The organism is Phycisphaeraceae bacterium (assembly GCA_019636735.1).
GTDB lineage: Bacteria > Planctomycetota > Phycisphaerae > Phycisphaerales > SM1A02 > VGXK01.
On the sequence record JAHBWY010000017.1, the window covers coordinates 1 to 12,865 of the forward strand.

The following is a 12,865-nucleotide window of genomic DNA, read 5'->3' on the forward strand; positions in this document are numbered from 1 at the left end:
GCCCGGACGGCGTCAGAGACCTTGGCCCCCTGCTGCCCGCGGCGCTTGCCCTTCTGGATCGTGAGCGCCTCGGCGAGAGGTCGGCGACGCGCGGCGTCGAGCAGGCGCATCAACTCGTCGTCCGTGAGCGCCCGGCGCGTGCGGCGCCGATCGGCGCGATCGTCGGCGGTGGCCACCTTCGCGAGCGGGCTCGATGCGAGTCGGCCGTTCCGCACGCACCAGTTCCCGAAGGCGACGAGCGCCCGGCGATACCCGTTTCGAGTGCCTGCGGAGAGTCCTTCGTCTGCTCGCTCGCGCAGCCAGCGCTCGACCGCCGCGACCGTGAGATCACGAAGCCGCCGAATCCCCCGTCCTGCTCCTGCTTCTTGGCACACCCGCCGCACGCGCCGCGGCGCCTGCGTGAGCCAGTGATCGCAGCTCCCCTTCAAGCGAAGGTGTTCCTTCCACGCTTCGACGTGCTCCTCGATCGGCCGCGTGCCATGGCGCGAAGCGCCGTCCTCCTCCGCTGTGATCACGCCCGCGCGGATCAATTCGGCCCGGCGCTCGAGATTGGCCAGCACCGCCCGCGCCGCGGTTTCGTCCTTGCACCCCGTCGGGACTTCCGTCCAGACGCCGCTGCCATCGCGGTACTTCGCGACGAACGCGGCCGTGCGACCTCGAATCCGGACGCGGCCCCGCGCGTCCGTGAGCACCTCGGCGGTCCGAAGTGTGCCGTTGCGGAGTCTCCAGCGGGCGGTCGGGCTTCCGCGGACCGTGACGACCTCCGCTCCGGGCGGGAGTGGCGAGGTCCAGGCTTTGCGGAAGACGGTACTCATGAAGAATCGTCGACGACGCCGGACAGTGAGCGGCACGGGACCGACAAGATCAAGTTCGATGCGGACCACAACGGGCCGGGCAACCTGATGCGACCCAGCGCTCGATCGACTCGCGGTCCCATCGCACCAGTCGGCCAACCCTGACCGGCGCAGGCATCGCGCCGCGATCGCTCATGCGCCGCACATGGCGCGGCGAGCACGAGAGCTGGCCTGCCAGATCTTCGGCGGTGAGCAGCACAAACGCGGGCTGTGTCGTGATCCCTGCGCGCAGTGACATCGAGGACTCCTGCATGGAGCTTGAACGAAAGACCGGCCTTGGTGGGCCACGAGGGTTCCGAGGACCGCGGCTGTCAGCCGCAGTCGCCTACTGGATATCTACGCGGTGGCGCGAGGCAGTTGCACGCTTGTTCGCAGATGCGAGCGAATCGCTCGAGGGCACCGCACCCCACTTTGGGATCATTGGAGAGCTCCTGGCCGCGCCGAGCGACAACACGCCAGTCGTCACCAAGTCGCGCCGCAACGGGTTATGCTTGCCGCTTCCATAACCAGTTGCGCGTCTCTGGTTATCGTCTTCGAGTTCTCACGGCGGAACGCTGGCTGACGATGTCGGCGCGTGTCGCGCGCGACTCTCGCCGTGAGTTTCTGAGCGGGGGACAAGTATTCGAAACACCGGCGAAGTCCTCGCGTTCGAAAGCCGAACGCCCCGACCGTTGGGCCGAGGCGTTCATCGTTTACCGGTTCGCCGAGTCGCTTGCGGCTCGGTCTGGAAGTAGAGGGAACCGGACAGAATGCGAAATGTCGCGCGAGAGTTTCATCGGTCGGACCGCTCAATCGGTCGCCACCGTGCTGTGGGGATCGATTGGGAGATCCTGACACCAGCCATGCGGAGAGGCAGCAGGGTGACTGATCGGACCGGGGTGGGTCAGATCTCGGTGCTCGGCAGTGGGTAAGTCTACGCGCGAGTTGACAACCGGACACAATGCGAACTTTCGGGCGAGTTCCATCGAACGGATCGCACACGCGGTCATGCCCGAAAGGTGAGGATCTGCCACATCGGCACGCCCATCGCTTCTCGGCAAATGACTCGATGTCACCGACAACGCCCCACTCCCCCTGCTGTTCCTATAACTCGATCTACCAGAACCACTTCCAGGCAACAAAGAGGATAACCGGCCCTGCGTGTGCTTCGACAAAGAGCAGCATGCCAACAATCGGCGCGTGCCTGGACCGCTCGATCGTCGCCACCTTGCCGCCTCGATCACGCCAGCAGTAGATCCAAAACATAACTACAAACATCCCGAACACCGTTCCTAAGACGAACGGCTTCGCGATCGGCAAGTTCGGCCAAGGTGGCACTCCCACGATCCGGCTGATGCCGAAGAGGATCATGAATCCATGCACCCAAAGCGTATACCCGGTGTAGATAGCTGCGGCTTCCTTCGCGCTCCCCCTGAGAGGCGTGCGCTCGAGGAAGGCGTAGAGCGTTACAAAGATCCAGTCTACTAGTTTCATAGCGTGCTTTGGAGGCGCGGGGTCGCTACGGACAAGGCGTAACGACTTCTTGCGACTCCTCGGACCGCGCGCCCTCGGATGCACTGTTCTCTTCAAACATCTCGTAGAACCCGTCGAACGCGCCCAACATGTCCAGACCAGCGCCAGTCACCGCGATGATCGGACCCGCGACGGGGATGAATGCGATAGCCGTCAATGCTCCGCTCACTCCTGCACGAGCGAAGCTGCGCGGCGATCCCCCGCTAGTGGATATGTCGTACACTGCGATTGCCGCCGCCCCCGCGGGTCCAGCAATCTTAGCGGCTTTGCCGGCGCCTACAAGTCGCGCTTGATTTGCCCTCGCCGCCTTGACCGTAGAGCCGCTGATGTATTGATTGCCCCTAAAGCCATCCTTGTAGATTGACCTTCCCCCACCTTGCGTACCAGAGTCTATGAGAGTTCCTGCACCGTTGGGAGTCGCTGCCGGGCCGACCGGAGCGCAGCGCAGGGAGGACCGGCAGCGATCGATTCCGGCGCCGGAGGCCGGTACCCCAGCGCGCTGTGCGGCCTGATCCCGTTGTAGCGCCGCCGCCATTGCTCGATCAGGATACGAGCCTCCAGCACCGTGTGGAAGTGCTCGCCGTTCAGGAGCTCGTCCCGCAGCTTCCCGTTGAAGCTCTCCACGTACCCGTTCTCCCAGGGGCTGCCTGGCTCGATGTACAGCGTCCTGACCCCCACCCTGGCCAGCCACTCACGCACGGCCGTCGCCGTGAATTCGCTGCCGTTGTCCGAGCGCAGATGCCCAGGCACCCCGCGCGTCGCCATCAGCCACGCCAGACGCTCGAGCACATCGTCGCTCGTCAGGCGTCGCGCCACATCGATCGACAGGCATTCCCGAGTGAACTCGTCCAGGATCACCAGCATCCGCAGCGGCAATCCCTCGCGCGTCCTCGCGCTCACGAAGTCGTAGGCCCACACATGGTCCCGCCGCTCCGGGCGAAGCCGGATGCACGAGCCGTCGTTCAGCCAGAGTCGGCCTCGCTTCGGCTGTTTCTGCGGCACTTTCAGCCCTGCCTCCTTCCAGATCCGTTCCACGCGCTTGTGATTCACCCTCCAGCCCTCGTTCCTCAGCAATGCGTTGATCCGCGGCGATCCGTAGCGGCCGTACACCGCCGCCAGTTCCACGATCCGAGCCGTCAGCCGATCCTCATCGTCTCGCACCTCCGGCGTGTACCGCTGCACCGCCCTGGCTTGCCCCAGCACCTGGCACGCCCGACGCTCGGAAACACCCAGCTCCACCTGCGCCTGCTCCACCGCCTGGCGCCGACGAGCCGGGCTCAGAAGTTTGGGCGTGCCGCCTCCCGAAGGATCGCCTTGTCCAGCTCCGCGTCAGCGAGCAGCCGCTTGAGGCGCGCGTTCTCCTGCTCCAGCTCCTTGAACCGCTTGGCCTGATCGACCTTCAGACCGCCGTATTCGCGACGCCAGCGGAAGTAGGTCGGCTCGGTCACTCCGAGCAGCCGGCACACCCCGGCCACCGAGTTGCCCTTGCCAAGTTCCACCTCCGCCTGCCGAAGCTTGTTGACGATCTCCTCCGCCGAATGACGTTTCCTGGCCATGATCCCGATCCTCCTGATCCAGGCCGAAGACTATCGCTCCGACTGGACCTGTTTCAGGGGGAAAGGTCAGTCTGTGCAAGCGCTTGTGCAAGGGGGAGGGCCAGGGGGAAGGGAAGGCGCTAATCTCCGACCACCAAGACCCGCGGCGTATACTTCGCCCGTGCGTTGGGAAGATCACATCTCGGTGACCTCGGGCGTGCGGAGCGGCAAGCCCTGCATCAAGGGCACGCGGATCACAGCCGTTGATGTCCTCCAATACCTCGCCTCCGGAATGACCGAGGCTCAGATTCTGGCCGACTTTCCCCAGCTTCGGCCCGAGCACATCAGGGCCGTCCTCGCGTACGCGGCGGAGCGGGAACAGCGACTCGCTGACCCGCACGCGGCGTGAAGCTGCTCTTCGACGAGAATCTGAGCCGGGGGTTGGTGGCGTTGCTTCGCGACGCGTACCCCGAGAGCGCGCATGTCGTCGATTGCCTTCCCCCTTCGAGCGCGGACCCCGTGATCTGGGAGCACGCCAAGGCACACGGCTTCGCGATCGTCACCAAGGACGACGACTTCAACGCATTGAGCCTCGTTCACGGCGCTCCACCCAAGATCATCTGGATTCGCCCTGGCAATGTCTCGACCGAAGCGGTCGCCGAGAGTCTTCGCCGAGCGAGGCGGTTGATGGAGGAGTTCGTCGCCGACCCGCGGCAAGCAATTCAGACGCTCGCGGTTCGCTGACCGGATGTCCCTGCGAGCGCCGGCAGCGCCTCCACCGCCCCCGCCACATCGAGCAGCTTCGGGTCGGTGTAGACGTTCGCGGTGAGGCTCGGATCGCTGTGACGCATCGCGGCCTGCGCGGTGCGGAGCGGGACGCCGGCGCGGCAGAGGTGCGTGCCGAAGGTGTGCCGCAGCGCGTGGATGTCGACCGTGCGACCGCGCTCGTCGGTCTTCGAGACGATCTCCTTCCCGCCGCGCTTCTCGATCGTGGCGATCCCGGCGAACGCGAGGTCGCGATTGAAGATCCGGATCAGACCGCTCGGCACAGTGAGCAACTTCTTTGAGGGCGGCAGCCGCGCGGGCACGGGCTCGTCGCGCTCGCGTGCTTCGGCCTGCGCAAGGGCCAGCGTCTCCTCCATCCACGCTCGCAGCTCCGCCGCCAGGTCCTTCCGCAGCGGGATCTCCGCGCCGCGACGAGCCTTCTCGTGCCGCGCATGCAGGAGCAGGTGCGGCACCGGGCCGTTGAAGTCAACCTGGGCCACCGTGATCGACGCGAGCTCGCCCTTGCGGAGGCCCGTGAGAACGAGCGTCTTGTAGATCAACGCCCGCTCGCGGCCCGCGCGATCGAGTCGCTCGCGCGTGGCGTCGCTGACCTTGGCTCCTATCTCTCCGCGCCGATTGCCCTTCTGGATGGTGAGCGCCTCGGCGAGCGGTCGGCGCCGCGCTGCGTCGAGCAACCGCATCAGTTCGTCGTCGGTGAGCGCGCGGCGCGTGCGGCGCCGATCGGCGCGGTCGTCGGCGGTGGCCACCTTCGCGAGCGGGCTCGACGCGAGGCGACCGTTCCGCACGCACCAGTTGCCGAAGGCCACGAGCGCCCGGCGGTATCCGTTCCGCGTGCCCGCGGAGAGCCCTTCGTCCGCTCGCTCGCGCAGCCAGCGCTCGACCGCCGCCACCGTGAGGTCGCGAAGTCGTCGAATCCCCCGTCCTGCTCCTGCTTCTTGGCAGACCCGCAGCACGCGGCGCGGCGCCTGCGTGAGCCAGTGGTCGCAGCTTCCCTTCACTCGAAGGTGCTCCTTCCACGCCTCGAGGTGTTCCTCGATCGGCTGAGAGCCATGACGCGACGCGCCGTCCTCCTCCGCCGTGATCACGCCCGCGCGGATCAGTTCGGCCCGGCGCTCGAGGTTGGCCAGCACCGCCTTCGCCGCAGTCTCGTCCTTGCAGCCGGTGGGCACCTCGGTCCAGACGCCGCTGCCATCGCGGAACTTGGCGACGAATGTGGGAGTACGGCCGCGGATTCGAATACGGCCTCGCGCGTCGGTGAGTACCTCGGCCGTTCGGAGCGTGCCGTTGCGGAGCCGCCAGCGGGCCGTTGGGCACCCCCGCACCGTGACGATTTCCGCTCCCGGCGGGAGCGGCGAGGTCCATGCTTTGCGGAAGACCGTGCCCATAGAAGTCGTCGACGACGCCGGACAGTGAGCGGCAGGTGGCCGAATAGATCAAGTTCGATGCCGCGCAAGTGCCGGGCAACCCGATGCGACCCAGCGCTCGATCGAGTCGCGATCCCAGCGCACGAGGCGGCCGACTTTGACGGGCGCAGGCATCGCCCCGCGATCGCTCAAGCGCCGCACATGGCGCGGCGAGCACGAGAGCTGGCCAGCCACATCTTCGGCGGTGAGCAGCACAAACGCGTGCTGCGTCGAGATCTCTGCGCGCAGTGACATCAATGACTCCTGCATGGAGCGTGATCGCAAGACCGGCCTTGGTGGGCCACGAGGGTTCCGGAGACTGCGGCTGGCAGCCGCTGTCCCCTACTGGATACCTACGCGGTGGCGCGGTAGAGTTGCACGCCATTTCGCAGCTGCGAGGTAATCGCACGATGGCACCGGACCCCACTTTGGGATCATTGGAGCGATCCCGGCCCTGCCTAGCGACAACACGCCAGTCGTCACCATGTCGCGCCGCAACGGGTTATGCTTACCCCTTCCATAACAAGTTGCGCGTCTCTAGTTATCGTCTTCGAGTTCTCAGGGCGGAACGCTGGCTGACGATCTCGGCGCGTGTCGCGCGCGACTCTCGGCTTGCGTCTCTGAGCGAGGGGCAAGTATTCGAAACACCGGCGAAGTCCTCGCGTTCGAAAGCCGAACGCCCCGACCGTTGGGCCGAGGCGTTCATCGTTTACCGGTTCGCCGAGTCGCTTGCGGCTCGGTCTGGAAGTAGAGGGCACCGGACAGAATGCGAAATGTCTCGCGCAAGTTTCATCGGTCGGACCGCTCAATCGGTCGCCACCGTGCGGTGGGGATCGGCGGGGAGATCCTGACAGCGAGGGGTGAAGAGGCCGCGGGGTGACTGAACGGACCCGCCACGATCCGTCAAGCGCTCAACCGCAAGAACTCGCTCATCGTCGGCAGTCCGTGCGGCGGCGAGACGGCGGCGATCCTCTCGAGCCTCACGAGCTCGTGTCGGCGCCACGGCGTCGACCCACAGGTCTACCTCACGCAGTTGCTTGTGAACCTGCCCAAGACCCCGGCTGAAGAGCTTGATCACTGGCTGCCCGATGAGTGGCAACGCCGTCAGGCCGATTCAGAGTGACCCCATCGCGGTTCGCGGGCTTTCAATTACCCACATCTTTGTCTGTTGGTTCCGCTGAACAGGGGTTGGATTGTGCGGCACGGACTGGTCATGCCGATCCACTGAGGGTACCGATGCCATGGATGGCATCGCACACCAACGGATGGAGTCGCGACCATGGGACCGTGGATCAATCAGGAGCTTGCTGGCTGCCGCTTTGCCGATGCCCGACTGGCTGGGCGGTTCGGTCTACTCATGGAGCAGCTCTCCAAGGGGCTTGGCCAGTCACTGCCGCTGGCGTGCGGTGATTGGGCCAGCACCAAGGCCGCGTATCGCTTTCTTGACAACAAGCGTGTGAGCGAGGCAGAGATCCTGGCCGGGCACATGCAGGCCACGCGGGCGCGTGTCGGCGCTGTCGATGGTCCAGTCCTTGCACTGCACGACACGACCGAGTTCTCATTCACCCGTGAGCGAGCGCACGCGATTGGTGTCACCAACAGGGTGGCCGCGGGTCACAAGGATGAGAAGGGTCGCCAGCGAATGCACACTGTCTGCGGCATCCTCATGCACTCGAGTCTCATCGTCACCACTGACGGCGTGCCCCTCGGTCTCGCGGCGATCAAGCTCTGGACACGCAAGAGGTTCAAGGGCACCAACGCGCTCAAGGGCAGAGGTCTCGACGCGGGCACGCATTCGGTCAACACCACTCGCATCCCGATTGAGCTGAAGGAGAGCATCCGCTGGCTTGAAAATGTGCGTCAATCGACCGCGAACATCGGTGACGCCGCTCGCTGCATCCACATCGGCGACCGGGAGAGCGACATCTATGAGTTGTTCAGCGAATGCGCGTCGCTGGGGACGAAGTTTGTGTTCCGCACTTGCGTCGATCGTCGCGTGGAGGACGGCAGGCGCACCGTGGCCAACGCGATGGACGAACAGCGCGTGAGGGCTGTGCATCGCCTCGAGGTCCGGGACGACAAGGGCCGCCCGTCGAACGCAGTGCTGGAGCTGAAGTACCACCAGATCGAGGTGTGCCCGCCCATCGGGAAGGAGAAGCGCTACGGAACCATGGTGCTGAGTGTGATCCACGCGAAGGAACGGGGCGTGCCCAAGGGCCGCGCGGCAATTGACTGGAAGCTCGTGACCAATCTTTCGATCCGATCGAAGGCCGATGCGATCGAAAAGCTCGATTGGTACGCGCTACGCTGGAAGATCGAGACATTCCACAAGGTGCTCAAGTCAGGATGTCGGGCCGAGGACTCGAGGCTGCGGACTGCCGAGCGACTGGTCAACCTGATCGCGATCATGTGCATTCTGGCATGGCGTGTGCTGTGGCTGACGATGATGAACCGCGCCTCTCCGGACCTCCCGGTGAAGCTGGTCTTCACGAACTCAGAGATCAACCTGCTCGAGCGCCTCGTCCCGGTCAACGACGGCTCAAGAAAGAAGACGGTAGGCAACTTCCTGACGAGGCTCGCTCGACTCGGTGGCTATCTGAACCGGGCCCGCGATGCGCCGCCGGGAAACATGGTCCTATGGCGCGGCATGGCGAGATTGACCGACATCCACCTCGGTTACTGTCTGGCCAAAGATGTGGGTAATTGAAAGGTTCGCGGGACGGACACATTCGGTTCGAGTGGAAAACGCGTAGTCTGGCGGGCAAACTCTAAGTGCGATCTCGCACCAGGCCGCACTCTGAACACCTCAGCGCGTCACGCAAAGAGCGTTCGCGATTCCCCAAGGACGACACCTGCCGCAGACAACAATACATGTCTGATCATCCTCTGCTGCCGCCAGAAACGAGAACGAAAGGAAACCGACATCATCCTGCTCAATACCAGCCTACACAGAAACCCGTGAACAACAGCAAGTGAAGCAAGACGACAGAAGCTATGCTAGCAAGCGCCGTCAATGCTCCACCGACGACGTCTGCGTGTCCCCGAATCCGTGCCCGCCACACGGTTGCAAAAGTGAATACCGCCGCAAATAGCAAATGCGGCCAGAGCATCGTGGAACTCCAAAGCTCACACGCGTCCGTGAGTATCAATACGACAGTCCAAATGCAATTGACGACGAAGTAGGCTGCGAACGCGTAAAATAGTGGCCCGTAGACCCGCCAGAACCGCCGATGGTTGGCATGTGCCTGCATCGCAGCGAGAGTTGAGGCAATACTACTCCCGCATTCTGGGCACCGACCGTCCTCCGCATGGCCACGCAGGTCGAAGCCGCACGCTTTACATCGGAAAGCTGACCCTTGGCTCAGAGGTTCGGCCATGGCGTTGGGTTTGGCGCGCAGTTCCTGCCGTTGTTTGGCGGTCGAACTTCACAGTACTTTCGCCGATGATCGCTTCCACCATGCTTGCGGTCGAGATCCTCGGCGAGGCGGAACGGCGCGACATCCCAATCCCAGTGATCGGTGTACCAACCAGGAAACTGGGCTGGTGCGCGATCAGGGGTGCCTGCTCCACCGCCGCTTGTGATTAGTTTTCCTTGCCCGTCATAACAGCACTGCTGGGCTGCACGATGCCGATTCGTCGTGGTTGATCGACAGCACTCTGATGCTCCGGGATGGTAACGGCGAACAATCCTGCCGCCTGAACAGGACCACGAGTTTGCAGTCCCGAACTCCTCACCGAGGTACCGAGGTCCGGTCAGCGGTGAGTCTCGCCACTTCTCGCGACGTGTCGGATGAGTTTCCCCTTTGGCTTGCGCTAATGTGCATGGACAAGTCGGAAGGCCAGTAAGCCAGTCCATGTCGTCGCGTTGTCTTCGGTACCACTCGAGGAAGTTTACCTCATCGCAGATATCGAGAATGTGCTTACACAGCGCGTGCTGCCTCTGCACCGCCTTCATGCACGCTTCGTAGACCTCCTTGCAGTGGTTCGGGTCGATGCCATGATTCGGTGCCGACACGAGACCGACTGGGTCCAACCGAACAACCGGAGACGATTGCACATACTGATAAACGTTCATGCCATCGTGGTATTGCACTGATGGCCGGACGCCAAGACGTGGGGCCGTTTCGACGCGAACGCCAATCGGATCGCGCTCCAGCCACCGTCCAAGGGTGGGGCCGTAGGTCCGATGCCTAACCAGATACTCCCCCGTCGCCGGATTGAAGACATACCCGTCCCAACCGATCGAGTTGTCGGGGCCGCCGGTGCCGGCGTTGGAAATCAGCGCTGCCGCGAGCGCGCTGGCCGACACTCCCGCGAGCGTGCGATCGCTTGAGTTGATCGTGCCGTCGCGGTTCAGGTCCGCCTCGGCGCGGTAGAGACTCGAGGTGATCGGCACGGGAGTGCCGCCGTTGGCGACGATGATGGTGCCGACGATCGCCGAGTCGGTGAACCCCGAGTTCCCGTCGCCGTTCACATCGCCCGGGCGGTGGTGCCTCGCCTGGCCGTAGCTGTCGTAGCTCACGCGTTCGACCAAGGTGGCAGTGCGATTCAGCACCGCCACCGTCGAGAACATCCCGTCCGTCATGTGGTACCAGGTGTTCTCGTTCGAGTCGGTGTAGTCACCGTCGTTGTTCAGGTCCGCGCGGTGCATGAGGCAATCATCGATGTAGCGAAGGCCCCAGGCATACTGCACGCGCTTGTCGAGCCCCGGATCGCCCGAGTAATCCGCATCGACCCGCTCCTCGAGGAGCTGCCAGCTTGCGGTGTAGGCGTAGGTCCGCTCTTCGTCGAGGCCGCTCACCATCCGGTCAGGACTTGCGCGCGACTCTTCGCCGAGGCAATAGCCCCCTCCGCCCTCCGGGTTATGTCTCGCGAGACTTCGAGCACTTTCGGGGCTCTCCATAACCGGATAGGCGCGACTTGCGTGTCTCTCGACGGCCACGCGGACCAGTCTACCCAGCACTCTCCCGCCGCAACACCTTGCGAATCCACGCGATAGAACGGCGAACGCCTCGACCGACGGGCCGAGGCGTTCATCGTTTACCGGTTCGCCGAGTCGCTTGCGGCTCGGTCTGGAAGTAGACGGAACCTGACAGAATGCGAAATGTCGCGCGCCAGTTTCATCGGTCGGACCGCTCAATCGGTCGCCACCGTGCGGTGGGGATCGGCGGGGAGATCCTGACAGCGAGGGCTGAAGAGGCCGCGGGGTGACTGAACGGACCCGCCACGATCCGTCAAGCGATCAACCGCAAGAACTCGCTCTTCGTCGGCAGTCCGTGCGGCGGCGAGACGGCGGCGATCCTCTCGAGCCTCACGAGCTCGTGTCGGCGCCACGGCGTCGACCCACAGGTCTACCTCACGCAGCTCCTCGTGAACCTGCCCGGAACCCCGGCGGCCGAACTGGACCAATGGCTGCCCGACGAGTGGCGACGCCGACGAGCCGAGGCAACCTGACCCGCCATCGCGGATCGCAGGACGGACACTCTCCACCCAACACAACCTCGCTTCGTGCGGACATGTAGCGGAGTCTGGCAGTGCTATCGGCCTTCGATTACCCTCACAATTCCCTTTATCCCCGATTCGTTGTTAGGATAGCGCGTCACTGCTAGTTGGCTACGAGCCACCGTCACGTGCTTCAGGTTGATGAGGCGGTCCGAGATCATAAAGGCGATCTCCGTATCCGCCTCATAACTCGGATCGCACAGAAGGCTGAACAGCGCATCGGCTGCCGCTGAATCGGCAGGCAGTGCTATCAGATCAATGATCGCGAGCTTTGTCTCATACGCACTGACGAGCACTCCATAGTTACTGGTTCCTGCTTCGACTCTCAAGACCTCACGATACAGTACAGCCAAGTCCAGATCACCCGCATGGGCATCGAGAATCCTTCTTACATGACCACGCGATTCGTCGGCGCTAGCCCCCGCAGCTGGCTGCGTGATCGCGATCGCCAGGATGGCCTCTCTCGAGCATTGCTTGTTCATCAACATGATCGCGCTGAATGTGATAAGTGTGGCACAAGATACGACTGCAGAGATGCAGATGACGTAACGCATTCTAGTCATGGTCTCTCAAAGGCGTGGACCCTCTGCTCGAGGTCCGGCTCAATGCCCCTTTCGTCTCCACGGACTCGGCATCTTGTCGTTGGGCGCCAGCATCGGTCGGCCTCCTTTAGGATATTGCTTTACAACGAGCGTGCCTCGGTACTTCCTCCCGCCATGTTCAATAGTCCCGCGATCTATCAAGTCCCGAAGTCTGTTCCAGCAATCCACATCCTGTTTGTCGATTGTCACGCAGCCCTCACTGACGCTGCCGGGATGAAAGCCGTAGTACCGTCGGCCGAAAGAATCCCGAGTATGATATGGCACGAACCGACCCAGCCAGGGGTCCCATCGCTCCAAATCGTACCAGTCCAAACCGCTTCCGCTACCACCAAGACCGGGGTGATTGGGATTTTGACGTCGTGGATTGATTAGATATCTGCCGGGCGGAGTGTTTGAATTCGGCGTGGTCCAATCTCTCCCCCCGCGCCCCGGCACAATGTTGCAGATCACATACTCCTCGCCGAGCTTGCATGTAACAGTGAGTGTGTTGTAGTCGACCCAGCATATCACGCCCGGAGAGTTCTCGGGATCTTGGCGCTTTGGTTTCTCCGGCCATGGCAAGCCGGGAATCGCAGGCAACATGCCCGGCGGTGGATCAACCGGAAGCATACCTGGAGGCTCGTAGGCTTGATAGCCGGTAGGATCGAGAAGGTCTCCGGGCTGGCCCCGTG

12 protein-coding genes and 1 pseudogene are annotated in these 12,865 nt (G+C 63.5%); 5 read left to right on the plus strand and 8 right to left on the minus strand.

The window, feature by feature from the left end; translation table 11 throughout:
* The 4 genes and pseudogenes from KF724_13605 to KF724_13620 form a co-directional block, all read right to left on the minus strand.
* Positions 1–815 (minus strand): hypothetical protein (locus KF724_13605; protein ID MBX3356725.1); only part of this gene is annotated, 815 nt, incomplete at its 3' end.
* A gap of 49 nt (positions 816–864) precedes the next feature.
* The gene (locus KF724_13610; protein MBX3356726.1) at positions 865–1,092 is read right to left on the minus strand and encodes a helix-turn-helix domain-containing protein; all 228 of its coding nucleotides are present in this window, start codon (positions 1,090–1,092) and stop codon (positions 865–867) included.
* A gap of 857 nt (positions 1,093–1,949) precedes the next feature.
* The gene (locus tag KF724_13615) at positions 1,950–2,327 is read right to left on the minus strand and encodes a hypothetical protein (GenBank protein MBX3356727.1); all 378 of its coding nucleotides are present in this window, start codon (positions 2,325–2,327) and stop codon (positions 1,950–1,952) included.
* Between the two features lie 501 nt (positions 2,328–2,828).
* Positions 2,829–3,922, minus strand: a pseudogene (locus KF724_13620) (IS3 family transposase).
* Between the two features lie 160 nt (positions 3,923–4,082).
* On the opposite strand from KF724_13620, the gene KF724_13625 reads away from it, so the two are divergent.
* Both KF724_13625 and KF724_13630 read left to right on the plus strand, forming a co-directional pair.
* On the plus strand, positions 4,083–4,310 hold the full coding sequence (locus tag KF724_13625) for a DUF433 domain-containing protein (GenBank protein MBX3356728.1): 228 nt from the start codon (positions 4,083–4,085) through the stop codon (positions 4,308–4,310).
* Entirely contained in the window at positions 4,307–4,645 is a 339-nt protein-coding gene (locus tag KF724_13630; protein ID MBX3356729.1) for a DUF5615 family PIN-like protein, read from the plus strand. Before KF724_13625 ends, KF724_13630 begins: the two co-directional genes overlap by 4 nt.
* On the opposite strand, the gene KF724_13635 is transcribed toward KF724_13630, so the two are convergent.
* On the minus strand, positions 4,624–6,072 hold the full coding sequence (locus tag KF724_13635; protein ID MBX3356730.1) for a site-specific integrase: 1,449 nt from the start codon (positions 6,070–6,072) through the stop codon (positions 4,624–4,626). The genes KF724_13630 and KF724_13635 overlap by 22 nt on opposite strands.
* Positions 6,073–6,120: 48 nt before the next feature.
* Positions 6,121–6,345, minus strand: a complete 225-nt coding sequence (locus tag KF724_13640; protein ID MBX3356731.1) for a helix-turn-helix domain-containing protein — start codon at positions 6,343–6,345, stop codon at positions 6,121–6,123.
* Positions 6,346–6,970: 625 nt separating this feature from the next.
* Here KF724_13640 and KF724_13645 point away from each other — a divergent pair.
* A complete protein-coding gene (locus tag KF724_13645; protein ID MBX3356732.1) occupies positions 6,971–7,213 on the plus strand; it encodes a transposase domain-containing protein in 243 nt (80 codons plus the stop codon).
* 156 nt (positions 7,214–7,369) lie between these two features.
* Positions 7,370–8,797 (plus strand): IS4 family transposase, encoded by a 1,428-nt coding sequence (locus KF724_13650; GenBank protein ID MBX3356733.1) that lies wholly within the window; start codon positions 7,370–7,372, stop codon positions 8,795–8,797.
* Positions 8,798–9,451: 654 nt separating this feature from the next.
* On the opposite strand, the gene KF724_13655 is transcribed toward KF724_13650, so the two are convergent.
* Positions 9,452–10,894, minus strand: coding sequence for a hypothetical protein (locus KF724_13655; protein ID MBX3356734.1), 1,443 nt, complete (start codon positions 10,892–10,894; stop codon positions 9,452–9,454).
* 407 nt (positions 10,895–11,301) lie between these two features.
* Between KF724_13655 and KF724_13660 the strand changes: the two genes are divergently transcribed.
* Positions 11,302–11,544 (plus strand): transposase domain-containing protein, encoded by a 243-nt coding sequence (locus tag KF724_13660; GenBank protein ID MBX3356735.1) that lies wholly within the window; start codon positions 11,302–11,304, stop codon positions 11,542–11,544.
* A gap of 83 nt (positions 11,545–11,627) precedes the next feature.
* On the opposite strand, the gene KF724_13665 is transcribed toward KF724_13660, so the two are convergent.
* The gene (locus tag KF724_13665; protein MBX3356736.1) at positions 11,628–12,146 is read right to left on the minus strand and encodes a hypothetical protein; all 519 of its coding nucleotides are present in this window, start codon (positions 12,144–12,146) and stop codon (positions 11,628–11,630) included.
* Positions 12,147–12,865: the final 719 nt, after the last annotated feature.